The sequence below is a fragment of the Pseudomonas nitroreducens genome (assembly GCF_010994165.1).
Taxonomy (GTDB): domain Bacteria; phylum Pseudomonadota; class Gammaproteobacteria; order Pseudomonadales; family Pseudomonadaceae; genus Pseudomonas; species Pseudomonas nitroreducens.
Genome location: NZ_WMBX01000004.1, coordinates 751,100 through 774,926, shown reverse-complemented (window position 1 = coordinate 774,926; position 23,827 = coordinate 751,100). Strand labels below are relative to the sequence as shown.

Genomic DNA, 23,827 nt, shown 5'->3' with positions numbered 1-23,827 from the left:
CGGCGGATGACGCTGCCGCGTTATTCGCCCTACGACTGTGCTCCCTGGAGGCAATCCAGGGCTGAGACGGCGGGCTCAGTGATGCCCGCCGCCGTTCTGCTCGAAGGTCTCGATCAGCGCCACCTGCATCCGCGAATGCACGCGGATGAACCAGCGCCAGAACACCGCGATCACCAGCGCGGCGATCAGTGCCACCACCACCAGTAGCTCGCCCGGCGGCAGGATGCTCGAACTGAGCGCCGCCAGCAGCAGCATCATGCCGCCCAGCGACAGCAGCGGGATCAGCTCGGAAATCACCCGGCGCACGCGGGCCGTGTGGCGGCCGGCGCTTTCCGCCTTCACGCCCATTTCCGCCAGCAGCATCGCCAGCGCCTTGAGCTTGCGGTAGGCGGCGATCAGGAACGGCAGCGACAGCAACAGCGCGGCGCCCCAGATCAACGCCTTGTGCAGCGCCTCGGGCTCGACGAACTGCGCCAGCCACTGGCCGATCTGCCCGGCGAAGAACGCCAGGCCGAAGAAGATGCCGATCACCAGGGTCAGGTTGACCCCGACCTGCAGCAGGATGCGCCGGATCATTCCGGCGAGGATCGCCTTGTCGCCCCGCGGCTTGATGCTGCGCAGCCACTCGCCGTACAGGCTGAACACCCGCACCATAGGTGACGGCAGGCTGCGGCCCAGGTACAGCGCCAGCGGGTCGGCGGAGCGGATCAGGTAGGGCGTCAGCAGCGTGGTGATGGCCGACACGCCGACCACCACCGGGTAGAGGAAGTCACTGGTCACGCCCAGGCTCATGCCCAGCGCGGCGATGATGAAGGAGAACTCGCCGATCTGCGAAAGGCCCATGCCCACGCGCATCGAGGTGCGCCCGTCGTTGCCGGCAATGAAGGCGCCGGCACCGCAGGAGATCAGTTTGCCGGCGACCACCACCAGGGTGATCACCAGGATCGGCGCGGCATAGTCCACCAGCACCTTGGGGTCGATGGTCAGGCCGATGGCGACGAAGAAGATCGCGCTGAACATGTCGCGCACCGGCTCCATCAGGCGCTCGATCTGGATCAGCTGGCGCGACTCGGCCATGATCGCGCCGATCAGGAAGGCACCCAGGATCATGCTGTATTCCAGCTTCACCACCAGCAGGCAGAAGCCGAAGCACAGGCCGAGCACCGTCACCAGCAGCATCTCGTTGCTTTCGAATTTCGCCACGTAGGCCAACAGGCGCGGTACCAGCAGGATGCCGACGACCAGTGCGACGACCATGAACAGGCTCAGCTTGCCGACCGTGGAGAACACCTGGTCGGCCTCCACCGTGCCGCTCACGGCAATGCCGGAGAACAGGGCGATGATGCCGATGCCGAGGATGTCCTCGATGATCAGCACGCCGAAGATCAGTTGGGCGAAGCGCTCGTTCTTCATCTTCAGATCGCCCAGGACCTTGATGATGATGGTGGTGGAAGACATCGCCAGGATCGCGCCGAGGAACAGCGAATCCATGGTGCTCCAGTCGAACAGGCGGCCGATCTCGAAGCCGGCCCAGATCATCAGGGTGATTTCCAGGAACGCGGCGATGAAGGCCGTGGCGCCGACCTGGAACAGCTTGCGCAGGCTGAATTCCAGCCCCAGGCAGAACATCAGGAAGATCACCCCCAGTTCGGCGAGGGTCTTGATCGTGTCCTCGTCGTGCACCAGCGCGAAGGGCGGGGTGTGCGGGCCGATGATCACCCCGGCGATGATGTAGCCCAGCACCACCGGCTGCTTGAAGCGGTGGCAGAGGATGGTGACGAAACCGGCGATCAGCATGATCACCGCGAGGTCCTGGATGAAGTCGATGGCATGCATGGTCGGCGGTCCTCGCGGCGTGGGGTCAGGGGATCGCGCGGCTGACGGCCTCGCTCAGCGAAGCCTACCATCCGAGCCTTCCGACAGGCGGCTCTGAAAGAATCAGTAACAGACTGATTTGGAAAGGGATTCAACCGCCCCCATATCAGGGGTCGGGCCCGAACAGGGCAACAGCACGAAACAAAATCCGGCTGGCCCTCACCGGCCCCGGCCTGCAACATGACGTGCGTCGTATACCAACCAAGAGAATGACAACGATGAAGCGCTTTCTCAGCCTTGCCATGGCCTTCTGTGTCGCCGTGACGCTCAGCCTCGACGTCAACGCCGCCAAACGTTTCGGTGGCGGCAAGAGCATGGGCTCTGCGCCGAGCCACCAGGCCCGCCAGGCGCAACCCAACGCCGCGCCGAATTCCCCGACTGCCGCCGGCCCGGCCGCGACCGGTGCCGCCGCAGGCGCTGCCGGCGCCGCTGCCAAGAGCGGCGCTTCGCGCTGGCTCGGCCCGCTGGCCGGCCTCGCCGCCGGTGGCCTGCTCGCCTCCATGTTCATGGGCGACGGCTTCCAGGGCATGCAGTTCCTCGACATCCTGATCATCGCGCTGATCGCCTTCATCGCGTTCCGCTTCATCGCTTCGCGTCGCCGCCAGCAGCAGGGCCAGCAGCCCGCCATGGCCGGCGGCCACGCGCCGATGCAGCGTGAAATGCCGGCTGCTCCGCCGTCGATCTTCGGTGGCGCGTCCCGCCCGGTGATGGACAGCCGTCCGGTGATCAACGCCCCGAGCTGGTTCGATGAGACCCGTTTCATCGGCGCCGCCCGCGAGCACTTCATGTCCCTGCAGCAACACTGGGATGCCAACGAGATGGACAAGATCGCCGAGTTCGTCACCCCGCAGATGCTGCAGTTCCTCAAGCAGGAGCGCGCGGACCTGGGCGACAGCTACCAGTCCACCTACATCGACAACCTCGACGTGCAGCTCGAGGGCGTGGACGACCAGGCCGACAAGACCATCGCCACCCTGACCTTCAGCGGCGTGTCGAAGTCCTCGCGCTTCGACCAGGGCGAACCCTTCAGCGAAAGCTGGCGCATGGAGCGCGCCCAGGGCGACAACCAGCCCTGGCTGGTGGCTGGCATCCGCCAGAACTGACCCTGCGCGTGAAGAAGAAGCCCGGCGATTGCCGGGCTTTTTCGTTTTTGCACATCGGCCACAGGCTTGCCCTGCCCCCGCCGCTCGTCCGGACGGCGCCCGCGCAGTGGTCTTGCGCGGAGGGCCGGCTACTACTGTATAAAGCGCGCCATTCGTCGAATATAGAGAGGCCCCGTCTGTGGAAGATGTGATCGAGAAACTGCGTGAAGCGAACGAGCCGGTTCCGGTACCGCTGGAACTGCCCGACGAAGAACTGCTGGTGGAGATCGAGGAAGCGCTGCTGATCGGCATTCCGTCGGAATTCCGCGAGTTCCTCCTGCTGGTCAGCGACGTCGTCTATGGCCGCCTGGAACCCGTCACGGCGACCGATCCACAGTCCCACACCTACCTGCCGGAAGTCGCGGCCGTGGCCTGGGCCAATGGCCTGCCACGCGAGCTGATCCCGCTCTGCGCCGACGGTGACGACTACTACGCGGTCGCCGAGGACGGCGAGGTGATTCTCTGGGCCGACGGCGAGCTCACCGAGGAAACATGGGACTCCGTCTGGACCTGGGCACGCGACGTATGGCTCGATACTTGAAGCCCCATGTCGGAATTTCCTGAAACTTCCATGGTCACACAGGCAACCCAGCGTACCTCCAGCCCTTGCTGCCCGGGCGGGTACGATGCCCCGTGGAGAAACTATGAAGTTGAAAGCCTTGTTCACCTGCCTGTTGCTGCTCGGCCTCGCCGGATGCGCCGACAAGGCCGTGGTGACGCTGCAGGACGGCAGCGAAATCCTGGTGAAGGATCACTCCGACTACGACAAATACAATGACTACTACGAATTCGAGCAGTTGAACGGCGAGACGATCCTGATCAAGAAGGACAACGTCCGCTTCATCAAGACCCCCTGAAGGGCGCCCTAGCGCGCCCCCAGCCTTCCCCCGCTTTCCAGCTCCAGCAGATTGAGCAGGTACTGGCCGCAGTAGCCCAGGTCCTGTTCGATGGCTTTGCGTGCGCCTGCGCCATCTCCACGCTCCAGCGCCTGCAGGGTGTCTTCGTGGAAGTCGTTGAGGCGCAGCGACAGGTCGGCCTCGGTGAACAGCCGGTTGAAGAACGGCCCCACCTGCAGCCACAGCGCCTCGATCATGCGCAGCAGCGTGGGGTTGCCACAGGCGCGGTAGAGCGTCAGGTGGAACAGGCTGTTGGCTTCCAGGTAGCCATGGACGTCACGGGCGTTCAGCGCGTTTTCCATGCGCTCGGTGCAATCACGCAGCACGGCCATGTCGGCGGGCCGCAGGTGCCGCGCCGCATCCTCCACCGCCAGCCCCTCCAGGGATTGCCGCACCTGCAGGATCTGCAGGTAGCGCTCGCGGGTCATCACCGGCACCCGTAGCGAGCGCTGCGGCTCACCTTCCAGCGCGCCCTCTGCCACCAGGCGTTGCAGGGCGGCGCGGACCGGCATCGGGCTGGTGCCCCATTCGTCAGCCAGGTCGCGGATCTTGAGCCGCTCGCCAGGCTGGAAGCGCCCGCTCAAAAGGGCCTGGCGCAGGTTCTGGTAGAGCTGTTCCTGAAGGTTGTCGGCCATGGTTTCACTCCCGCCCGGCCGGCGGCGCCGGCAGTTGGGCGAAGGTCAGGCTGCAGTCGTGCTTCATCTCGCTTATCCCTTGTTTTCGATCAGACAGTTGCCGCCATCCACCACCAGCACTTCGCCGGTGATGTAGCTGGCTTCGGGCGAGGCCAGGAAGGCAATGGCGGCGGCCACCTCCTCCGGTCGCCCGGAACGACCCAGCGGCGTGCGCCGCCCGGCCTGGATTTCTTCTTCGCTGCTGGAGCCGGTGGCAATCCAGCCCGGCGCCACGCTGTTCACCGTCACCCCGCGCTGCGCCACTTCCAGCGCCAGCCCCATGCTCATGCCGAGCATTCCGGCCTTGGCCGCGCTGTAGGCCGACTCGCCCGGATTGCTGGCCCGCGTGCCGGTGGTGGAGCTGACGTTGACGATGCGCCCGTAGCCGCGCTCCAGCATGCCCGGCAGCAGCGCACGAGTGAGCAGGAAGGCGCTGGTCAGGTTGCGCGCCAGCGACAGGTTCCAGGTTGCCAGGTCCATCGCCGCGAGTTCGGCGAAGGGTTCGGGGCTACCCTGCATGGCCATGCCGGCGTTGTTCACCAGCACGTCTACCCTTCCCCATTGCGCCTGCGCCCACTCGGCCAGGGCAAGGACGTCGCCTTCATCGGTCAGGTCGGCGGGCAGAGCGCGGGCCTCGAAGCCCTCGGCGCAAAGCTCCTGCGCCCGCTGCAGGACCCGCTCGCTGCTGGCGGTGAGCAGCAACTTCACACCGTTGCGCGCCAGCTGGCGTGCACTGGCGAAGCCGATGCCGGACTCGCTGCCGGCGCCGCTGACCAGAGCTACCTGGCCGGCCCAGGCGGACTCATTCGTGACATCTTTCATGGGCATCTTCTTGTTCTGTGATCACAAAATTCGTTACAGGGCAGATTATCAGGCAGTTGCTTCGCTGTATTGACATTTTTGTGATCACAAATGGAAGATGTGCGAAATAACAAACGAGGTGTGCAACATGACCGCCAGCGGAATCGCCCAACAGGCCGTGGATCTCTTCACCGCCCGCGAGCGCCAGCGCTTCCTAGAACAGAACCCCAAGTCCGTCGCCCTCGCCGAGCGTGCGCACCAGTCGCTGTACGCCGGTGTGCCGATGCACTGGATGGCCGACTGGTCCACGCCCTGCCCGCTGTTCGTCGAACGCGCCCAGGGCGCCCGCTTCTACGACGTGGACGGCCATGACTACGTGGACTTCTGCCTCGGCGATACCGGCAGCATGTTCGGCCACTCGCCGGCGCCGATCGCCCGCGCCCTCGCCGAACAGGGCGCGCGCGGCCTGACCACCATGCTCCCCGGCGAAGACGCGGTGGTCTGCGGCGAGTTGCTCGCCGCGCGCTTCGGCCTGCCCTACTGGCAGGTGACTGCCACTGCCACCGACTCCAACCGCTACGTGCTGCGCTGGGCTCGCGCGGTGACCAAGCGCAAGACCCTGCTGGTGTTCGACGGCTGCTACCACGGCACCGTCGACGACGTGATGGTGCGCTACCGCGACGGCGAAACCGTGCACCGCTCCGGCCTGGTCGGCCAGGCCTACGACCTGACCCAGCACAGCCGCTCCATCCCCTTCAACGACGTCGAGGCGCTGGAAGCCGCGCTGGCCCAGGGCGACGTCTGCGCCCTGCTGTGCGAGCCGGCGATGACCAACATCGGCATGGTCCTCCCCGACCCAGGTTTCATGCAGAAGTGCCGCGAGCTGACCCGTAAATACGGTTCGCTGCTGATCATCGACGAAACCCACACCATCTCCACCAACATCGGCGGCTGCACCCAGCTGTGGAACCTCGATCCGGACTTCTTCGTGGTCGGCAAGCCGATCGCCGGCGGCGTGCCCTGCGGCATCTTCGGCTGCAGCGCGGAGATGGCCGAACGCATGGCCGCCTCGCGCCAGAGCGCCCAGGAAGACAGCCACGGGCACGGCCACAGCGGCATGGGCACCACGCTCTCGGCCAACGCCCTGGCCATGCACTGCATGCGCGCCAACCTGGAACAGGTGATGACCCAGGCGGCCTACGACCACATGCTGCCGCTGGCCAAGCGCCTGGCTGATGGCTTCCGCACGCTGATCACCAAGCACGACCTGAAGTGGTCGGTGACCGAGCTGGGCGCGCGCAGCGAGTTCCAGTTCTGCCCCGTCTCCCCGCGTACCGGCGCCGAGGCCGAAGCGGCCTTCCACGACGAGCTGCAGATGGCGCTGCACCTCTACCTGATCAACCGCGGCATCCTGATCACGCCGTTCCACAACATGACCCTGTGCTGCCCGGACACTACTGCCGCGGACGTGGATCGCCTGATCGAGACCCTCGATGCCGGCATCACCGAGCTGCTGGCGATCCCCGGCGCGCGCGAGGCCTGATCGAAACTCCCCCTGTAGGAGCGAGCTTGCTCGCGAACCCGCCCCGCAGCGGATTTACAAAAGAGCGTTCGCGAGCAAGCTCGCTTCTACGAAGAGACAATTCGGCGCCCCGCGCCCACCGAGGACCACCATGCAATTCGCCGATCGAAAGGAAGCCGAAGCCTTCCTCGCCGCCCACCCGGACGTGCGCAGCATCGAACTCTTCATCATCGACTCCAACGGCATCCCGCGCGGCAAGCTGCTGCACCGCGACGAGCTGCTGGCGATCTACGACAACGGCCGCCCGCTGCCCAGCTCGATCCTCGCGCTGACCGTGCAGGGCGAGGACGTCGAAGGCACCGGGCTGGTCTGGGAAGTCGCCGACGCCGACTGCTGGACCTACCCGCTGCCCGGCAGCCTGACCCTGCAACCCTGGCGCGCCAGCCCCACCGGCCAGCTGCAGGTGAGCATGCACCCGACCCAGGGCCTGCCCGCCACGCCCGCCGACCCGCGCCAGGCGCTGTCCCGCGTGGTCGACCGGCTGAAGGCCGACGGCTTCCACCCGGTGATGGCGGTGGAGCTGGAGTTCTACCTGCTGGACAAGCAGCGCGACGCCAACGGCCGCCCGCAGCCGGCGCTGCAGATGAACGGCATCCGTCCGGAAGCGCCGCAGGTCTACGGCGTCTACGAGCTCGAACAACTGCAGCCGTTCCTCGACGACCTCTACGCCGCCTGCGAAGTGCAGGGCCTGCCGGTACGCACGGCGATCTCCGAGTACGCGCCAGGCCAGGTCGAGCTGACCCTGGAGCACCGCTTCGACGTCATGCAGGCCATCGACGAAGGCGTGCGCTACAAGCGCCTGGTCAAGGGCGTGGCGAACAAGCACGGCCTGCAGGCCTGCTTCATGGCCAAGCCGTTCGGCGACCGCGCCGGTTCCGGCATGCACCTGCACGTCAGCCTGGCCGACGAACAGGGCAACAACCTCTACGCCAGCGAAGACATTCACGGCACTCCACTGCTGCGCCACTCCATCGGCGGCATGATGGCGCGCCTGCTGGATTCCCTGGCGATCTTCTGCCCCAACGCCAACTCCTTCCGCCGCTTCCAGGCCAACAGCTATGCGCCGCTGGCCAAGAGCTGGGGCGTGAACAACCGCACCGTGTCGTTCCGCGTGCCTGGCGGCCCGGCGAAGACCCGGCACATCGAGCATCGCATCTGCGGCGCCGACGCCAACCCGTACCTCGCGGCGGCGGCGATCCTTGCGGCGATCCATGAAGGCATCCGCGAGCAGATCGACCCAGGCGCGCCCATCGTCGGCAACGGCTACGAGCAGGCCACCGAATTCCTCCCCACCGACTGGCTCACCGCGCTGCGCGCGCTGGAGTCCTCCACCTGGGCGCGCGACGCGCTGGGCGAGGAATTCCTCAAGGTGTTCCTGGCGATCAAGTGGGAAGAGTTCCGCCAGTTCATGGGCGAAGTCGGCGAGCAGGATTGGCGCTGGTATCTGCATCACGCCTGAACGACTGACCGAAACGGCGGATAACCGTGAACGGTTATTCGCCCTACGTAAGATGTCCGCTGGGCTCCCGTAGGGCGCATAACGCGAAGCGTTATCCGCCATTTTGCGCCCAGCAATCAGCTCACCCGCCGACACGCAAAAGACTTACGAAAAATTTACCCTGCCAGAGTGAAGATTCTGGTCTTTTCTTGGTCAGTAGTTCCACGGGGCGCGGCTGAGCGCTTCCGTGGTCAACGCGGCGCCGCCGGTCTGCCTGCCGGCCGCCGTCCTCTCTCAGGCAGGGAGAACCCGTAGACAATGAGCACTCCCGTCGTACTGATCACCGGCGCTGCCGGTGGCCTCGGAAAAGCCATCGCCAAACGTTTCGCCCAAAGCCACTGGCGCATCGCCGCCACCGATGTGGATAAAGCCGGCCTGCATGCGCTGAACGCGCAAGTACCGCTGGACGCCACCGCCGTCGGCGACCTGCGACGAGCGGACAACTGCCACAGCCTGATGTCCGACATCCTCGCCCGCACCGGCCGCCTCGATGCCCTGGTGAACGCCGCCGGCGTCTGGCGCGAAGGCCCGGTGGAAGACTTCAACGAGGACGACTTCGACCTGGTCCTGGGGGTCAACCTCAAGGCGGCGTTCTACATGTGCCAGGCCGCGACGCCCTACCTCAAGGAAAACCACGGCAGCATCGTCAATATTTCCAGCGACTCCGGCCGCCAGGCCTACCGCGGCTCCGCGGCCTACTGTGCGAGCAAGGCGGCGCTGACCATGCTCACCCGCACGCTGGCCCTGGAACTCGCCGAATCCGGCGTGCGGGTCAACGCCATCTCGCCGGCCGACATCGCCACGCCGATGCTCGACTACCAGGCCGAGCGCTACGGCCAGGGCAACCCGGCGGCCTACAAGCGCGAACTGCTGAAGGATTATCCTCAGGGCAAGGTGGCGCGCTTCATCCGCCCGGAGGAAGTCGCCGAGCTGGTCTGGTACCTCTGCAAGCCGGAATCCGAAGCCATCACCGGTGCGGACCTGGCCATCGACTTCGGCCTCTCGGCCGGGCGCTGAAGCGCAGCGACGTGAACGGGCGGCCAGGGGTCGCCCGTTTTCGTTCAGGGCGTTGTTCGAACGGCAGATACACCGCTGGCGAAGGGTCCACTGGCGCCGCTGCTCAATCAGGGATATAGAAAAAACTGTGTCGCCAGCCGCGCTCGGGTTGTCCAGAGTGAGGCCCCTTTCCTTTTCCCCAGACAATTGCCCGAGAATTCCATGGAACCTGGCAACCACCAGCTCAGCATGACCGTCCTGATGACCCCCGACATGGCCAACTTCTCCGGCAATGTCCACGGTGGCACCCTGCTCAAGTACCTCGACGAGGTCGCCTACGCCTGCGCCAGCCGTTACGCCGGCTACTACGTGGTGACCCTGTCGGTGGACCAGGTGATCTTCCGTCAGCCGATCCACGTCGGCGAACTGGTCACCTTCCTTGCCTCGGTGAACTACACCGGCCGCACCTCCATGGAGATCGGCGTGAAAGTGGTCACCGAGAACATCCGCGAGAAGTCCGTGCGCCACACCAATAGCTGCTTCTTCACCATGGTGGCGCTGGACGACGAGCGCAAGCCGATCGTCGTGCCACAACTCGATCCGCAGACCAAGGACGAGAAACGTCGCTTCGCCCAGGCCCAACAGCGTCGGCAAATTCGCCAGGAGCTGGAACAGCGCTACAAGGAGCTTCGCGACGAATGACGGACGTTCGCGACATTTCCTGAAAAGAAATCCCGCGTGTCGCGGAAATTTCCCAATGCGTCAACAGGTTACCCTTGCGTGAAAGCAAGGTAGGAATTGATTACTACGCCTAAACTTTTCACACGCGGGTTTGCCCCCGTGACCCACCGTCGAGCGACCCGGTGCTGATGCGCAGTCCAGTCGCTCCCTGAGTGCCCGGAGCCCAGACCATGCATCACACCCCGTTACTGACCACCCTCGCCGTCGGCTTCGTGCTGGCCTTCGTCCTCGGCGCCCTGGCCAACCGCCTGCGTATCTCGCCGCTGGTGGGCTACCTGCTCGCCGGTGTGCTGGCCGGGCCGTTCACCCCCGGCTACGTCGCCGACCAGGCGCTGTCCGTGGAGATCGCCGAACTGGGCGTGATCCTGCTGATGTTCGGCGTCGGCCTGCACTTCTCGCTCAAGGACCTGTTGTCGGTGAAAGCCATCGCCATCCCCGGTGCGGTGGTGCAGATCGGCGTCGCCACCCTGCTCGGCCTGGGCCTTGCGTGGATGATGGGCTGGAACTTCGGCGGCGGGCTGGTCTTCGGCCTGGCGCTGTCGGTGGCCAGTACCGTGGTTCTGCTGCGCGCGCTGGAGCAGCGCCAGCTGATCGATACCAAGCGCGGGCGCATTGCCATCGGCTGGCTGATCGTCGAGGACCTGGCGATGGTCCTCACCCTGGTCCTGTTGCCGGCCCTGGCCGGCTCCCTGGGCGGCACCTCCGACGGTGGCGACGGCGGCCTGCTGATGCCGATCCTGCTGACCCTGGGCAAGGTCGCGGCCTTCGTCGCGGTGATGATCGTCGGCGGTCGCCGCTTCGTGCCCTGGGTGCTGGAGCGCGTCGCCAAGACCGGCTCGCGCGAGCTGTTCACCCTCGCCGTGCTGGCCATTGCCCTGGGTATCGCCTACGGCTCGGCGGTGATCTTCGGCGTGTCCTTCGCCCTCGGCGCCTTCTTCGCCGGGATGATCCTCAACGAGTCCGAGCTGAGCCACGAGGCCGCCGAGAACTCGCTGCCGCTGCGTGACGCCTTCGCCGTGCTGTTCTTCGTCTCCGTCGGCATGCTGTTCAACCCGGCGATCCTGGTCCAGGAACCGCTGCCCGTACTGGCGACCTTCCTGGTCATCGTCTTCGGCAAGTCGGTGGCGGCCTACGTCATCGTGCGGATGTTCGGCCACCCCAACAGCACCGCGCTGACCATTGCCGCGAGCCTGGCGCAGATCGGCGAGTTCTCCTTCATCCTGGTCGGCCTGGGCGTCACCCTGAACCTGCTGCCCGAAGCCGGCCGCGACCTGGTGCTGGCCGGCGCGATCCTGTCGATCCTGGTCAACCCGCTGCTGTTCATCGCCATCGACCGCCTGCAGGCGCGCCAGGAGCAGAAGGCCGAGAGCGAGCCCGGCGTGGTCCAGGTGGAGCCCCAGGACCTGCCGCCGCCGGTGCTGGAGCACAACCACGCGATCCTCATCGGCCACGGCCGCGTTGGCGCGCTGGTGAGCGAGCGGCTGCGCAAGGACAAGGTGCCGGTGGTGGTCATCGAGGACAAGCGCGAGAAGGCCGCCGAACTGCGCGAGCACGGCCTCTGCGTGGTGGTGGGCAATGCCGCCAATCCCGATGTGCTGACCCAGGCCAACATCACTTCGGCGCGCTGGCTGCTGATCGCCATTCCCAACGGTTTCGAGGCCGGGACCATCGCCAGCCACGCGCGGGCGATCAACCCGAACCTGGACATCATCGCCCGCGCCCACTTCGACGCCGAAGTGGATTACCTGGAGCAGAACGGCGCCAGCCTGGTGATCATGGGCGAGCGCGAAATCGCCCGCGGCATGGTCGAGCGGGTCGAACGCGAGGACGCCGCCGCGGCACCGGGCGACGACCACCTGCCGCAGTCGGCCTGACGCCATGCTGCGCCGGCTCTACGACTGGACCATGCGCCTGGCGGGCCATCCGCGGGCGGAGCTGGCGCTGGGCGGAGTGACCTTCGCCGAGAGTTCGTTCTTCCCCATCCCGCCGGATGCACTGCTGGTGCCGATGGTGCTGGCCAACCGCGCCAAGGCCTGGCGCTACGCGGCGATCTGCATTGTCAGCTCGGTGCTGGGCGGCATCGCCGGCTACTTCATCGGCCTGCTGCTGTTCGAGACGGTGGGCCAGGCGATCCTGGCCTTCTACGGGCTGCAGGAGAACTTCGCCGAGGTCGCCGAGCGCTACAACGAGCTCGGCTGGCTGATGGTGCTGTTGGGCGGCGGCTTCACCCCGCTGCCCTACAAGCTGATCACCCTCACCAGCGGGGTGACCCAGCTCGATCTGGTGCTGTTCATCGCCCTGAGCGTGGTGGCGCGCACCCTGCGTTTCGCGGCGACCTGCGCCCTGCTGTTCTGGGCCGGCCCGGCGCTGCGCGAGGCCATCGAGAAACGCCTGGGGCTGGCGTTCGGCCTGCTCACCGCGATGGTGGTGGGCGGGTTGCTGCTGGGCAAGTACATGCTCTGAGGCGGCAGGCGGCAGGCGGGATGGTGTAGGAGCGAGCTGGACATGCCCTCACCCCAACCCTCTCCCGGAGGGAGAGGGGGCCGATCAGCATTCTGTGGATAACTCGGCGTCAGCCGGAGAGCTTCACTCTGCCCACCCGCTCAGGACAGTCCCCTCTCCCCCGGGAGAGGGTTAGGGTGAGGGGCGCACCCAGCGCAGGATTCCCCCCTAAAACCCCGTTCAGATCACCCCAACTTCACCGCCTCGAACTTCACCCGCGGATGGGCGATGCGGTCCTGGGCGCGCACCAGCTCCAGCTCGTAGCTGCCGCAGGCCTGGGTCTCCAGCAGCACTTCGTGCACGGCGGCGGCGCAGAATTCGAAGGCTGTGCGCAGGTCGTCGCCCAGCAGCAGACGGGCGAGGAACAGGCCCGAGGTCAGATCGCCCACGCCTACCGGCTGGCGCGGGAAGGCCAGCAGCGGGCGGCGCAGGTGCCAGGTCTCGTCGAGGGTCACCAGCAGCATCTCGAAGGCATCCGCCGGCTTGCCGGGGTAGTTCAGGTGCTTCACCAGGATCGCCTTCGGGCCGCGCACGAGGAGGCCACGGGCCATTGCCGCGCAGTCTTCCAGGGAGGTCGGCTGGCGGTCGCAGAAGCTGTCCAGCTCCAGCTGGTTCGGGCACAGGTAGTCGGCCACCGCGGCGGCCTCGTGGAGCAGGAACTCACCGACTTCCGGGGCGACGATGCAGCCCTTCTCCGGATGGCCCATCACCGGGTCGCACAGGTAGACCGCACGCGGGTTCACCTCGCGGATGCGGCGCACCACTTCGAGGATCGAACGGCCCTGCGCCGCACTGCCCAGGTAGCCCGACAGCACCGCGTCGCAATTGCCCAGCTCGCCAATGGCAGCGATGCCGTCCACCAGCGCCGGAATCTGCTCCGGCGGCAGCACCTGGCCCGTCCAGTGGCCATACTGGGTATGGTTGGAGAACTGCACGGTGTTCAGCGGCCAGACGTTCACCCCGACGCGTCGCATGGGGAACTCCGCGGCGCTGTTGCCGGCGTGGCCGAAGACGACGTGGGACTGGATGGCGAGAACGTGGGGAGTGCGCGGCATAACGGTGTCCTGCTACAGAATGGGGCAGTATGGGGCGCAATTCACACGCTGTGAACATCCCCCTCTCGCCGCCCGGCGGCGGAGTGAGTAAGCTGATGCGCCGATTCCGAGGAAGCCGAAGTGGACCTGGGCAATCTTTTCATTTTCATGCTGGTTGTCGCGGGCGCCGCCTGGTGGTGGCGCGCCCATGGCATCCGCGAGCGTGCACTGGTCCTGGCCAAGCAGCACTGCGCGCGCGAGGGCGTGGAACTGCTGGATGACGCCATGGCCCTGCAGCGCTTCCGCTTCCAGCGCGACGGCCGCGGCAACCTGCGCCTGGCCCGCGAATACGCCTTCGAGTTCACCGCCACCGGCCAGGAACGCTACGCCGGTAGCATCGCCATGTTCGGCCAGCACCTGGGCCGGGTCGAGCTGGCGCCGTTCCGCATGGAGCCGGAGCCGCGCATGCCGCTCTCGCCGGTCGCTACCTTCCATCCCACCGCCCAGCCGGTGGACGAAGAGATTATCGACGCGGTCTTCGACGACACCCCTGCAGCGCCGCGCGCCAAGGCAGAAGTGGTGCGCCTGGACGAATGGCGCCGCGCGCACCAGGGCAAGAAAGTCGGCGACTAGAGCCGCGCGCGGATCTTCCGCCAGTCCTCTTCCACCGCCGCCGTCATGGCCTTGCGTAGCAGCCGGCAGCGCCCGCGATGCCAGAGTGAATAGCGCCGCTTCTGGTTGCGCCGGCAGCCCTCGAACAGCCAGTCGGGATCGAAGCCGTCCCACACCCCCGCCGTTACCCAGCTATTGCTCCAGACCACCGGCGCCACTTCCAGGCGGAAGATCTTCTCCAGTTCGTCCAGTGGGTAGCCGCTGATCGCCAGGGTGCTCGCGATGGTAGCGAGATCGGCCTCGTCCAGCTCGGTATCCAGCCACAGCTCGGACAGGGCCAGCCAGACGGACTCGCGGGCCGGGTCGTTCATTCGTGGCCCAGCAGGAAGCGCGACACGCGCTCGGCGCTGTCTTCGGGAAACTCCTGCATGAAGCAGTGGCCACCGTCGACGCACTGGCCACTCACCACCGTGTTCGAAGCGCACCAGCGTGCCACCGACTTGGGCACGAACGGGTAGGTGCGCTCGCCGAACAGCACCTGGGTCGGCGTCACCACCTTGCCCAGCGACGGCCACAGGCGCTTGGGAAAGGAACTGAAGATTTCCGCCTCGCGGCTGGGCCGGCATTTCAGTTCGACACCTGCTTCGGTGCGCTTCATCGCGTTCTCCACGTAGGCCCGGAGCGCGGCGTCGGTCCAGCCCTTGAAGATACCGCGGCCGTGCAGGCCGGCGTAGGCCGCCTCGCGGTCCGGCCACTGGCTGCGCCGCGAGCGCGCCTTCTGCACCATGGTGCGGCGCTTGTGCAGGCCGAGTACTTCGGAAAGCGCCATCACGCCGATCATCGCCGGGGTAAAGAGCACCGGGTCGAGCAGCACCGCGCGGCGGAACAGCTCGGGATGCCGGCCGAGGATCAGGCTGGTGAGCACGCCGCCAAAGCTGTGCCCGGCGGCGTAGTGCGGCACGTCGCCAAAGGCTTTGTTGCCGGCCTGGAAGGCCTCCACCGCCATCTCGGCATTGCGGTTCCAGCCATGGAAGCGCCCGCCGTGGTCACTGTCGCCGTGGCCCTGGACGTCGCACAGCCAGAGGTCGAAATCCTCCGCCAAGACTTTCAGCATCGGCTCGTAGGCACGCCCACAGAAGCCATTGCCATGCAGGAAGTGCAGCAGCGGCTTGCCACTGGGCTCGCTGCGCCAGCCGCGCAGGGTGAAACCGGCGGACCCTTCGTGGGTCCAGGACGACAACTGCATCGAAGCTCTCCATCGGGATGCGGCAGTTTAGCGAGGCAGCGGGGCGCCGGACCAGCGCGCGGTCATGCTATTGTCGCCGACCCTTGGTCGAACACCGTCGAACATGTCGCCTACCCGCCCCCTTCGCCTGCTGCTGATCTGCCTGCTCCTGCTGGCCGGGCTGGTGCTGTCGGTGTTCTGGGCAGGCGAGAAGGCGCGGCACCGCGCGCTGCTGGCCGAGGCGGAAACCGCCCATGAGCAGCTGGGCCTCTACGCCAGTTCCCTGCATACCCTGATCGAGCGTTTCCGCAGCATTCCCTCCGTGCTGGCGCTGGACCCGGAACTGCGTGCGGCCATGCGTGGCCCGTTGACGGACGAGGTGCAGCACCGGCTCAACCTCAAGCTGCAGGAAATCAACGGCGCGGCACGCTCGTCGACGCTGGAGCTGCTGGACCGCAGCGGCCTCGCCGTGGCCGCCAGCAACTGGAACCTGCCGACCAGCTACGTCGGCCACAACTACAGCTTTCGGCCCTACTTTCGCCAGACCATCGCCCAGGGCGCCGGGCGCTTCTACGCAGTCGGCGTGACCACCGGCATTCCCGGTTACTTCCTGTCCAACGCACTGCGTGACGACGCGGGCACCTTCCTCGGCGCCATCGTGGTCAAGCTGGAGTTTCCCGACCTCGAACGGCAGTGGAGCCAGACCCCGGACGTGGTGCTGGTGAGCGACAGCAAGGGCGTGGTGTTCCTCGCCAACCACCCGCGCTGGCGCTACCGCGAGCTGATGCCGCTGGACGCGGTGGCCCGCGCGGAACTGGCCGATACCCGCCAGTACCACCGGCAGCCGCTCAGCGCGTTGCCGCACCGGACGCTGGAAAGCCTCGGCGAGCATGCGCGCATGGTGCGTGTCGACGGCCAGGAAATCAGCGGCGACTACCTCTGGCAATCGGTCGGCCTGCCGGAAGAAGACTGGACCCTGCACCTGCTGCGCGACACCCGCGGCGTGCAGTCGGACGTCACCAGCGCCCGCCTGGCCGCCGCCGGCGCATGGATGGCACTGGTATTCCTCGTCCTCTGGCTGCAGCAGCGACGGCGCCTGGCCCGCCTGCGCCAGCGCAACCAGGAAGAACTGGAGCGCCTGGTCGAGCAGCGCACCGCCGCCCTGCGCACTGCCCAGGACGGCCTGGTGCAAGCTGCCAAGCTGGCGGCGCTGGGGCAGATGTCCGCCGCACTGGCCCACGAAATCAACCAGCCGCTCACCGCCCAGCGCATGCAGCTGGCCAGCGTGCGCCTGCTGCTCGATGCCGGCCGCCAGGACGACGCCCGCGCCGCGCTGGTGCGCGTGGACGAGCTGCTCGAACGCATGGCCGCGCTGACCGGCCACCTGAAGACCTTCGCCCGCAAGACCCCCGGCGGCCTGCGCGAGCGCATCGAACTGGGCCACGTGGTCGAGCAGGCGCTGCAACTGCTGGCCGTGCGCATCCGTACCGAAGGCGTGGACATCCACCAGGCGCTGGAATCACCGGCCTGGGTGCTGGGCGACGCGATCCGCCTGGAGCAGGTGCTGGTCAACCTGATCCGCAACGCCCTGGACGCAGTGGCCAACAGCGCCCAGCCACGCATCGAGCTGACCCTGCGCCGCGACGGCGAACACTGGTGCCTGGAAGTCGCCGACAACGGACCGGGCATCGATGAGGCGCACCTGGCCAGCGTCTTCGACCCCTTCTTCACCACCAAGCCGGTGGGCGAAGGACTGGGCCTGGGGCTGGCGGTATCCTACGGCATCGTCCACGAACTCGGCGGGCGCCTCGGCGCCGCCAACCAGCCCTCCGGCGGCGCCGTATTCCGGCTCAGCCTGCCGGCCGCCAGCGAAGAATCCAGACCATGAGCGAGACCATTCTCTTCGTCGACGACGAAGCCGCCATCCGCGACGCCGTGCAGCAATGGCTGCAACTCTCCGGTTTCGAAGTGCGCCTGTGCAGCAGCGCCGACGAGTGCCTGAAAGGCGTCGCCCGCGAGCTGCCCGGCGTGGTCATCAGCGATGTACGCATGCCCGGCACCGACGGCCTGGCCCTGCTCGACCGCCTGCAGCAGCTCGACCGCGACCTGCCGGTGATCATGGTCACCGGCCACGGCGACGTGCCCATGGCGGTGCAGGCGATGCGCCAGGGCGCCTACGACTTCATCGAGAAACCCTTCACCCCCGAACGCCTGCTCGACAGCCTGCGCCGCGCCCTGGAGAAACGCCGGCTGGTGCAGGAGAACCGCCAGCTGCGCGAGCAGGCGGCGCTCAAGGACCAGATCGAATCCCGCCTGCTGGGCGTCTCGCGGCCGATGGAAACCCTGCGCCGGCAGATCATGGCGCTGGCCGGTACGCCGGTGAACGTGCTGATCCGTGGCGACACCGGTAGCGGCAAGGAGCTGGTCGCGCGCTGCCTGCACGACTTCGGCCCGCGCGCCGGCAAGCCCTTCGTCGCGCTGAACTGCGCGGCGATTCCCGAGCAGTTGTTCGAGACCGAACTGTTCGGCCACGAAAGCGGCGCCTTCACCGGCGCCCAGGGCAAGCGCATCGGCAAGCTGGAGCATTCCAACGGCGGCAGCCTGTTCCTCGACGAGATCGAAAGCATGCCGCTGGCCCAGCAGGTGAAGCTGCTGCGCGTGCTGCAGGAACAGCAGCTGGAACGCCTGGGTTCGAACCAGAGCATCAAGGTCGACCTGCGGGTGATCGCCGCCACCAAGCCGGACCTGCTGGAAGAGGCCCGCGCCGGGCGCTTCCGCGAGGACCTGGTGTATCGCCTGAATGTCGCCGAGCTGCGCCTGCCGCCCCTGCGCGAACGCCGCGAGGACATCCCGCTGCTGTTCGAGCACTACGCGCTGCTGGCCAGCGAGAAGTTCGGTCGCGAGGCCGTGCCGCTGTCGGCAACCCAACTGGCCCGCCTGCTCGCCCACGACTGGCCGGGCAACGTCCGCGAACTGGCCAACGCCGCCGAGCGCCACGTGCTCGGCCTGGACCGCGCCGAGCTACCGGAAGCGCCGGCCGGCAACGGCCTGTTCGAACGCATGGAAGCCTACGAGGCGCAGTGCATCCGCCAGGCGCTGGGCCAGTGCAAGGGCGACATCAAGGCGGTGATGGAGCTGCTCGGCCTGCCGCGCCGCACCCTCAACGAGAAGATGCAGCGCCACGGGCTGAGCCGTGGGGACTACCTGGGCGAGGACTGAGCCGGCAACGGCTCGGACTTCGTGCGCCGGGTCAACCAGAGGGCGCCTATGCAAGCCCAATGAACCAGCAGAAGCAACGGCCCGAGGATCGCGATTGACGCGACGAGGGGCAGACCGCTGGAAGCCTGCAGACGCATCACGGCTTCATGGAAAAAGACGTAGCCCAGCAGACCAAACATGGCGGTGATGCAAACCCAGCCGAAGAAAGTGCTTACGGCTGCGAGCAGAATTCGGCCCGTAGAATACCGGGGCAGCCATGGCGGAAGCTTCAGATAGACGCACGCCAGCACCACCGTGGCAGGAACCAGCCAGGACAGCATTTCCACTGCCAGCGCCCACTGCCCCACCTTGTTGAGCAGAAACACCCGCACCACACCCGACAGCGGCTTCGCGGCGAGTGCAGAAAAGCCCAGCGCTACACCCAATGCAACGTGCACCCGCGGAATCGGCAACGGCTCTGTCAGACGCTGGCGCGCACAACGCGACCGGATGGCCGCCAACAGGATCCACAGAGGAACAAGGCAGAGCAGCAGGTGCGCCAACGTGCCGACAATCAGTACGGCCGGGATGACGAACATCGAGAAGTCACTGAGCTCGTTCAGCAGACGGGCGATCCCCTGGATCTTGCCCAGGAGGAATGCGCGGTACAACTCCATCGCAAGCGCCTGCAAGACCGCAAAGACTACTGCCAGTGTCACGAGGGGCATGAATTTTCGAATCCGATGGCGCTCGCGCTGTGCCTGCATGAACAGCACGACCACCGCTGCGCTGGCCACCAGCGAAGACAGCCAGGGCCCAAGCAAATCCGGTGCATCCGACAACAGCCGCATTATTGGGGCGCCTTCGCTCCAGCGTCGCAGTGTATCCAACAGCATGGCGCCCATGCCGACGAGAAACATCGCTGCCACCACGAGATATGGCTGCCAGAGCGCTGGCACGGAGGCCTCCGCCTCTTCCCCCAGTTCGGCCAGGGGGGTACTGAATGGGCTTTCCTGCACTTGTCGGGATCCTGAAAGTTTGCTGCTGATGACTATTGTGCCGGGCATCAGCAATCGACAGAGGGCTACCGGGGCGCGGCAGCCGCCATCTGCTCGGCGAAGAACCAGCCGGTACACCAGCGCGCCAGCGGCCAGAGCAGTGCGAGCAGCAGGATCGCTGGAGGCAGCAGGTAGAGCGGCAGGCTGCTGGAGTTCAGCGAGCTGTAGGCGGCGAAGGCCACCAGGACCGACGCCAGCACGATAGCGACCATCCATAGCGCCAGCAGGACCAGCGCGCAGGCCAGCACGCGGCCGGCGGCGAAGCGCGAGAGCCGGGCGGGCAGGCGAGTCCGCACGGCCGTCATGACGATGGCGAAAGGCAGTACGCAGCTCGACAGCATGAATACCGACTGCCAGCCGTCAGCGCCGCTGTACAGGTAGAGCACTCCGTAGCCGAGTGCCGTGACCAGCTTGTAGATCACCACGGTGAAGCACAGCGCAACCGCCAGCGCCACATGCCAGGAAGGCAGCGTGGCGGCCTGGCCCGGCGCCATCGGTTCACACCGTGAGCGCGCCAGGTGCAGGACCAGCCAGAGCGGCAGTAGGCAACCCAGGGCCAGGTTGATCAGCGAATTGACCTGGCCATACAGGGCTATCCAGAGGGTCCGGGAGCCCTGCTCGAACGCCCACTGGTAGAAGGACACGCTCAGGTAGGACACGGCGATGCTGACGACCATGGTGGCGATCAGATAGGCCACGCCGAAGCCTACCAACAGTCCGGCCAGCGGCTGGAAGCGTGCGATACCGTGGCGCTCGCGCTGGTAATGCACCAGCAGCAGGACTGCCGCGGCATAGAAAGCCAGCCCACCCAGCCAGTTCGCCAGCATGGTCGGCAAGTACTGAGGCAGGCGCTCGCGGTAGTTGCCCAGGTCGAAGATCCACTGCACGGCATTGCTGCCGAAGAACACCACGGCCGCGGCCACGATCATGGCGGCGACGAACTGTAGGGGCTCGCGGCCGACCGATGCCAAAGCGGCTTTCGGTGCGGTGAGCGGTGCCTGGGGTGTCGCAAAGGGATTGTCACTGGTCATCTCGGCATCCTTGTCGAATCCGGCCTGCGGCGCGGAGTGTGCCCAGCCTACCAGCCCGCCGGCTCTTTTCCACCGCGCATAAAAAAAGGCCGCTGATAGCAGCGGCCTTGAGACGGACGTCGATCTGGAGCAATCAAGAATCGGCGTCGGGAAGCTTGCCGGCGGTGAGGCCGGTAACGGCGTTGCTCGAAAGCCGCGCTGTTGGGTCAAGTATATTGACCGATCAGACAGGAATACAGATCACGGACGGGGAAAGACTGTTACAGCATCTGTAACAGTCATCTGGAAACCATCTGAAACGCGGGCAAAAAAACGCCGCATATCGTATGCGGCGCAAGGTGTTGAGAAGCCCGGCTCACGCTCCGGACTTCCCGGGGGAAGCGGCCGATCAGGAATCGGCGTTGCTGCTGGCAGCGGCCTTGGCAGTCTGCTCGGCGGACTGGGCCTGCTGCTGGGCGATCACTGCTTCGTTGGCCTTGACCATCTTGTCGGTCATCAGGCGCGATTCTTCGGCGAAGCTCAGCTGAGTGAAGGACAGCGAGCAGACGGACAGCAGGGCAGCAACATAAAGCGAACGGGACATGACGGTGATCCTTTCTGAACACCCGATTGGTCGGGGTTGGAGAAAGGTTACGGCGCAACAGTGGGTAGAAAAATAGCTAGCTAACCAACAAAGCATTGCCTAAAAAGCAACAATCCGCGCCGATCGTCCGAGAACACCGATATAGAGCGGCTGCGACGATCTGCCGCGCCAGCGCCCAAGGTCCGAGATGGCCTTATGCCCAGTTGACGGGATCGTTGAGCGCTGCTTCGTCCTCTTCGAACATCTTCGGCAATTCCATCTTGAGGAACTCGACCCAGGTGCGGATCTTCGCGTCGAGGAAGCGTCGCGACGGGTACAGCGCGTAGATGTGCCTCACGTGCAAGCTGTGCCGGGGCAATACGCGCACCAGCGAGCGACGCCGCAGGGCGGGCGCGGCGACATAGCTGGGCAGCAGGCAGATGCCCATGCCGGCGGCAGCTGCGCCGGTCAGCGCCTCGGCAACGTTGACCATGAAGGTGTCGCGCGGGCGGATCACGCTCTCTTCATTGCCCTCCTCGAAGGCCCAGCCCTCGGGGAAGGTCGGGTCCTGCAGGCGCAGGCACTGGTGCTGGTGCAGGTCGGCGACGCTGGTCGGGGTGCCGCGCCGCTTGAGGTACTCGGGGCTGGCACAGAGCACGCTGTAGATAGTGCCCAGGGTCTGGGCGACGAACTCGGAGTCGGGCAGTTCGCGGTCGCGGGTGATCACCACGTCCTGGCCTTCCTCGAGGATGTCCGGCTGCCGCTGGGCCAGGGTCAGCTCGATGTAGACCTCGGGAAAGGATTCGCAGTAGCGCGAGATCAGCGGGATCAGGTGCTGCTGGCCAAGGCCGGTGAGCGAGTGCACGCGCAGCCGGCCGCGCGGCTTGAGGTGCGCGCCGCTGGCCTCGGCTTCCGCCTCTTCGACGTCGGCGAGGATTTCCCGGCAGCGCAGCAGGTAGCGCTCGCCGGTTTCGGTCAGCGCCAGGCGCCGTGTCGTGCGGTGCAGGAGGCGGGCTTCAAGTTGCGCTTCAAGGTCGGAAACCACGCGCGAGACCTGGGCGGTGGACAACCCCAGGGCGTTGGCGGCGGCGGTGAAACTGCCAGCATCCACCACCCGGACGAAAGCCCGCATCGCGTGAAGTACGTCCATCCTTCCCCCTGCTTATCCGTCTTGTAGGAGACGGCGACAATTATTGTCCGCGCCGCAAAACTGAATCGCAGTATAGGGTCGTTTTTTAGCGATTGTTACCACGTATAGTGCCGGACAAGTCGCTGCAGCAACGTTGGGCATACCAGGCTCATCGTACGGCCGCCGATACACCAATCGACGGCCCTCTCCCCCGCGCATACCTGGCTGCAGCGACTGACTCTTTCTCCAGGGGCGGCCTTCTTCGGATGGCCGCCCTTTTTCGTTTCTGGTCAGCTGATTGGCAGGCGCAAGCCATTACACCGGGCAGAAGGCAGAACCTGTAGAAAAGCGTCTAGCGCGGCAGCGGGTAGAGGCGCTCGTCGAACTGCTCCAGGCGCACGAACTCCAGCGGTTGGTCGTTCTCCAGATTCTGCAGACGGTCCTGATACTGACGCAGGAAGTCCTGGCGCGCGTCGTTGCTGATGTAGGGCACATGCCAGGCCACGAACGGCGGCAGCACGCTCATGCCGGTGTAGGCCAGGGTGCCACGCAGGATCGGCCGCAGCATGTCTTCCAGCGGACCGTGGATGGCGCCGTCGCCGAACATGTGGTCGCGCCCGCCGAGGGTCACGGTCACCAGCGCCTTCTTGCCGGCCAGGCCGCCCTGGTCGTAGAAGCGCTTGCCGCCGTAGCAGATGCCCGAGACCAGCACGCGGTCGAACCAGCCCTTGAGGATGGCCGGCGCGGAGAACCAGTAGATCGGGAAGTTGAAGATCACCAGGTCGGCCCAGAGCAGCTTGTCCAGTTCGGCCTGGATGTCGGCGGCGATGGTTTTCGCCTTGGCGCCTTCGCGCTGTTCCAGGGCGTAGACCAGGTACTCGGGGTTGGCGCGGGCGCCGAAGTCGGCGGCGCTGGCCACCGGGTTCCAGTTCATCGCGTAGAGGTCGGAGACCTGCACTTCGTGGCCCTGGCCGCGGAGGGTTTCCTCGGCGAGCTGGTACAGCGCGGTGCTGAAGGATTGCGGTTCGTTGTGGGCGTGGACGATCAGTACGTTCATGTGGATTCCTGGCCGGAAAGGCAATTCTTGGCGGATCGGTGTGTTGGCTCGGCACCCTCTCCCCAGCCCTCTCCCTGAAGGGCGAGGGAGTATTCGTATTCATGCACCGTCTCCCGCCGGTCGCGCCGAAGCGCTTTTGCGCCCCTCTCCCGCTTACGGGAGACGACTGCATGGCTGCAGGAGGTAGAGCGCAAAGCCGAGGGCTGGGGAGAGG

At 66.2% G+C, this 23,827-nt stretch carries 23 protein-coding genes; 12 read left to right on the top strand and 11 right to left on the bottom strand.

The genetic code is table 11. The annotated features are described in order from the left end of the window. Positions 1-75: 75 nt before the first annotated feature. Positions 76-1,836: a cation:proton antiporter gene (locus tag GJV37_RS21190; protein ID WP_024766093.1), complete on the bottom strand. Its 1,761-nt coding sequence runs from the start codon at positions 1,834-1,836 to the stop codon at positions 76-78. 257 nt (positions 1,837-2,093) lie between these two features. Between GJV37_RS21190 and GJV37_RS21185 the strand changes: the two genes are divergently transcribed. From GJV37_RS21185 to GJV37_RS21175, 3 genes are all read left to right on the top strand, one after another. Then, the gene (locus tag GJV37_RS21185; RefSeq protein WP_193452924.1) at positions 2,094-2,978 is read left to right on the top strand and encodes a Tim44 domain-containing protein; all 885 of its coding nucleotides are present in this window, start codon (positions 2,094-2,096) and stop codon (positions 2,976-2,978) included. Positions 2,979-3,156: 178 nt separating this feature from the next. After that, the gene (locus tag GJV37_RS21180) at positions 3,157-3,558 is read left to right on the top strand and encodes an SMI1/KNR4 family protein (RefSeq protein WP_024766840.1); all 402 of its coding nucleotides are present in this window, start codon (positions 3,157-3,159) and stop codon (positions 3,556-3,558) included. Between the two features lie 103 nt (positions 3,559-3,661). Then, a complete protein-coding gene (locus GJV37_RS21175) occupies positions 3,662-3,874 on the top strand; it encodes a YgdI/YgdR family lipoprotein (RefSeq protein ID WP_017521498.1) in 213 nt (70 codons plus the stop codon). An 8-nt stretch (positions 3,875-3,882) separates the two neighbouring features. Here the strand turns inward: GJV37_RS21175 and GJV37_RS21170 are convergent, their stop codons facing one another. Together GJV37_RS21170 and GJV37_RS21165 are read right to left on the bottom strand one after the other, a co-directional pair. Then, positions 3,883-4,548, bottom strand: a complete 666-nt coding sequence (locus GJV37_RS21170; RefSeq protein WP_024766839.1) for a GntR family transcriptional regulator — start codon at positions 4,546-4,548, stop codon at positions 3,883-3,885. A 72-nt stretch (positions 4,549-4,620) separates the two neighbouring features. Continuing rightward, positions 4,621-5,409 (bottom strand): SDR family NAD(P)-dependent oxidoreductase, encoded by a 789-nt coding sequence (locus GJV37_RS21165; RefSeq protein ID WP_170858210.1) that lies wholly within the window; start codon positions 5,407-5,409, stop codon positions 4,621-4,623. Between the two features lie 127 nt (positions 5,410-5,536). Here GJV37_RS21165 and GJV37_RS21160 point away from each other — a divergent pair, with 127 nt between their 5' ends. From GJV37_RS21160 to GJV37_RS21135, 6 genes are all read left to right on the top strand, one after another. Then, positions 5,537-6,931 (top strand): aspartate aminotransferase family protein, encoded by a 1,395-nt coding sequence (locus GJV37_RS21160; RefSeq protein WP_084359552.1) that lies wholly within the window; start codon positions 5,537-5,539, stop codon positions 6,929-6,931. Between the two features lie 130 nt (positions 6,932-7,061). Beyond that, on the top strand, positions 7,062-8,429 hold the full coding sequence (locus GJV37_RS21155) for a glutamine synthetase family protein (RefSeq protein WP_170858209.1): 1,368 nt from the start codon (positions 7,062-7,064) through the stop codon (positions 8,427-8,429). Between the two features lie 297 nt (positions 8,430-8,726). After that, positions 8,727-9,485 carry an SDR family NAD(P)-dependent oxidoreductase gene (locus tag GJV37_RS21150; RefSeq protein WP_024766837.1) on the top strand — a complete coding sequence of 253 codons (759 nt, stop codon included), beginning with the start codon at positions 8,727-8,729 and terminating at the stop codon, positions 9,483-9,485. A 201-nt stretch (positions 9,486-9,686) separates the two neighbouring features. Beyond that, positions 9,687-10,166, top strand: a complete 480-nt coding sequence (locus GJV37_RS21145) for an acyl-CoA thioesterase (protein WP_024766836.1) — start codon at positions 9,687-9,689, stop codon at positions 10,164-10,166. Between the two features lie 209 nt (positions 10,167-10,375). Beyond that, positions 10,376-12,079 (top strand): YbaL family putative K(+) efflux transporter, encoded by a 1,704-nt coding sequence (gene ybaL, locus GJV37_RS21140; protein ID WP_170858208.1) that lies wholly within the window; start codon positions 10,376-10,378, stop codon positions 12,077-12,079. Positions 12,080-12,083: 4 nt separating this feature from the next. Then, complete coding sequence (locus tag GJV37_RS21135; protein ID WP_024766834.1) at positions 12,084-12,668, top strand: YqaA family protein; 585 nt, start codon at positions 12,084-12,086, stop codon at positions 12,666-12,668. Between the two features lie 224 nt (positions 12,669-12,892). On the opposite strand, the gene pdxY is transcribed toward GJV37_RS21135, so the two are convergent. Continuing rightward, positions 12,893-13,762: a pyridoxal kinase PdxY gene (pdxY, locus tag GJV37_RS21130; RefSeq protein ID WP_045213929.1), complete on the bottom strand. Its 870-nt coding sequence runs from the start codon at positions 13,760-13,762 to the stop codon at positions 12,893-12,895. 147 nt (positions 13,763-13,909) lie between these two features. Here pdxY and GJV37_RS21125 point away from each other — a divergent pair, with 147 nt between their 5' ends. Next, positions 13,910-14,374, top strand: a complete 465-nt coding sequence (locus GJV37_RS21125) for a DUF3301 domain-containing protein (RefSeq protein ID WP_205896325.1) — start codon at positions 13,910-13,912, stop codon at positions 14,372-14,374. On the opposite strand, the gene GJV37_RS21120 is transcribed toward GJV37_RS21125, so the two are convergent. Together GJV37_RS21120 and GJV37_RS21115 are read right to left on the bottom strand one after the other, a co-directional pair. Continuing rightward, positions 14,371-14,724 carry a DUF7079 family protein gene (locus tag GJV37_RS21120; RefSeq protein WP_024766832.1) on the bottom strand — a complete coding sequence of 118 codons (354 nt, stop codon included), beginning with the start codon at positions 14,722-14,724 and terminating at the stop codon, positions 14,371-14,373. The two genes, GJV37_RS21125 and GJV37_RS21120, sit on opposite strands and share 4 nt — an antisense overlap. Continuing rightward, on the bottom strand, positions 14,721-15,599 hold the full coding sequence (locus GJV37_RS21115) for an alpha/beta fold hydrolase (protein ID WP_024766831.1): 879 nt from the start codon (positions 15,597-15,599) through the stop codon (positions 14,721-14,723). The genes GJV37_RS21120 and GJV37_RS21115 overlap by 4 nt, the downstream gene beginning before the upstream one ends. A 103-nt stretch (positions 15,600-15,702) precedes the next feature. Between GJV37_RS21115 and GJV37_RS21110 the strand changes: the two genes are divergently transcribed. Next, complete coding sequence (locus tag GJV37_RS21110) at positions 15,703-17,466, top strand: sensor histidine kinase (RefSeq protein WP_024766830.1); 1,764 nt, start codon at positions 15,703-15,705, stop codon at positions 17,464-17,466. Next, positions 17,463-18,797, top strand: coding sequence for a sigma-54-dependent transcriptional regulator (locus GJV37_RS21105; RefSeq protein ID WP_024766829.1), 1,335 nt, complete (start codon positions 17,463-17,465; stop codon positions 18,795-18,797). The genes GJV37_RS21110 and GJV37_RS21105 overlap by 4 nt, the downstream gene beginning before the upstream one ends. Here GJV37_RS21105 and GJV37_RS21100 read toward each other — a convergent pair. From GJV37_RS21100 to GJV37_RS21080, 5 genes are all read right to left on the bottom strand, one after another. After that, entirely contained in the window at positions 18,779-19,795 is a 1,017-nt protein-coding gene (locus tag GJV37_RS21100) for a hypothetical protein (protein WP_065083758.1), read from the bottom strand. The genes GJV37_RS21105 and GJV37_RS21100 overlap by 19 nt on opposite strands. A gap of 65 nt (positions 19,796-19,860) precedes the next feature. Beyond that, positions 19,861-20,865, bottom strand: coding sequence for a hypothetical protein (locus tag GJV37_RS21095; protein WP_170858205.1), 1,005 nt, complete (start codon positions 20,863-20,865; stop codon positions 19,861-19,863). Positions 20,866-21,253: 388 nt separating this feature from the next. Continuing rightward, on the bottom strand, positions 21,254-21,448 hold the full coding sequence (locus GJV37_RS21090; protein ID WP_024766827.1) for a hypothetical protein: 195 nt from the start codon (positions 21,446-21,448) through the stop codon (positions 21,254-21,256). Between the two features lie 193 nt (positions 21,449-21,641). Then, a complete protein-coding gene (locus GJV37_RS21085) occupies positions 21,642-22,577 on the bottom strand; it encodes a LysR family transcriptional regulator (protein ID WP_037007681.1) in 936 nt (311 codons plus the stop codon). A 331-nt stretch (positions 22,578-22,908) separates the two neighbouring features. Then, positions 22,909-23,613, bottom strand: a complete 705-nt coding sequence (locus GJV37_RS21080; RefSeq protein WP_038803440.1) for an NAD(P)H-dependent oxidoreductase — start codon at positions 23,611-23,613, stop codon at positions 22,909-22,911. Positions 23,614-23,827: the final 214 nt, after the last annotated feature.

Bases quoted from the DNA above. Each gene is read 5' to 3' on its own strand.
- GJV37_RS21190 (WP_024766093.1), bottom strand. From the start codon at position 1,836: ATGCATGCCATCGACTTCATCCAGGACCTCGCGGTGATCATGCTGATC.
- GJV37_RS21185 (WP_193452924.1), top strand. From the start codon at position 2,094: ATGAAGCGCTTTCTCAGCCTTGCCATGGCCTTCTGTGTCGCCGTGACG.
- GJV37_RS21175 (WP_017521498.1), top strand. From the start codon at position 3,662: ATGAAGTTGAAAGCCTTGTTCACCTGCCTGTTGCTGCTCGGCCTCGCC.
- GJV37_RS21170 (WP_024766839.1), bottom strand. From the start codon at position 4,548: ATGGCCGACAACCTTCAGGAACAGCTCTACCAGAACCTGCGCCAGGCC.
- GJV37_RS21165 (WP_170858210.1), bottom strand. From the start codon at position 5,409: ATGAAAGATGTCACGAATGAGTCCGCCTGGGCCGGCCAGGTAGCTCTG.
- GJV37_RS21160 (WP_084359552.1), top strand. From the start codon at position 5,537: ATGACCGCCAGCGGAATCGCCCAACAGGCCGTGGATCTCTTCACCGCC.
- GJV37_RS21155 (WP_170858209.1), top strand. From the start codon at position 7,062: ATGCAATTCGCCGATCGAAAGGAAGCCGAAGCCTTCCTCGCCGCCCAC.
- GJV37_RS21150 (WP_024766837.1), top strand. From the start codon at position 8,727: ATGAGCACTCCCGTCGTACTGATCACCGGCGCTGCCGGTGGCCTCGGA.
- GJV37_RS21145 (WP_024766836.1), top strand. From the start codon at position 9,687: ATGGAACCTGGCAACCACCAGCTCAGCATGACCGTCCTGATGACCCCC.
- ybaL (WP_170858208.1), top strand. From the start codon at position 10,376: ATGCATCACACCCCGTTACTGACCACCCTCGCCGTCGGCTTCGTGCTG.
- GJV37_RS21135 (WP_024766834.1), top strand. From the start codon at position 12,084: ATGCTGCGCCGGCTCTACGACTGGACCATGCGCCTGGCGGGCCATCCG.
- pdxY (WP_045213929.1), bottom strand. From the start codon at position 13,762: ATGCCGCGCACTCCCCACGTTCTCGCCATCCAGTCCCACGTCGTCTTC.
- GJV37_RS21125 (WP_205896325.1), top strand. From the start codon at position 13,910: ATGCTGGTTGTCGCGGGCGCCGCCTGGTGGTGGCGCGCCCATGGCATC.
- GJV37_RS21120 (WP_024766832.1), bottom strand. From the start codon at position 14,724: ATGAACGACCCGGCCCGCGAGTCCGTCTGGCTGGCCCTGTCCGAGCTG.
- GJV37_RS21115 (WP_024766831.1), bottom strand. From the start codon at position 15,599: ATGCAGTTGTCGTCCTGGACCCACGAAGGGTCCGCCGGTTTCACCCTG.
- GJV37_RS21110 (WP_024766830.1), top strand. From the start codon at position 15,703: ATGTCGCCTACCCGCCCCCTTCGCCTGCTGCTGATCTGCCTGCTCCTG.
- GJV37_RS21105 (WP_024766829.1), top strand. From the start codon at position 17,463: ATGAGCGAGACCATTCTCTTCGTCGACGACGAAGCCGCCATCCGCGAC.
- GJV37_RS21095 (WP_170858205.1), bottom strand. From the start codon at position 20,865: ATGACCAGTGACAATCCCTTTGCGACACCCCAGGCACCGCTCACCGCA.
- GJV37_RS21090 (WP_024766827.1), bottom strand. From the start codon at position 21,448: ATGTCCCGTTCGCTTTATGTTGCTGCCCTGCTGTCCGTCTGCTCGCTG.
- GJV37_RS21085 (WP_037007681.1), bottom strand. From the start codon at position 22,577: ATGGACGTACTTCACGCGATGCGGGCTTTCGTCCGGGTGGTGGATGCT.
- GJV37_RS21080 (WP_038803440.1), bottom strand. From the start codon at position 23,613: ATGAACGTACTGATCGTCCACGCCCACAACGAACCGCAATCCTTCAGC.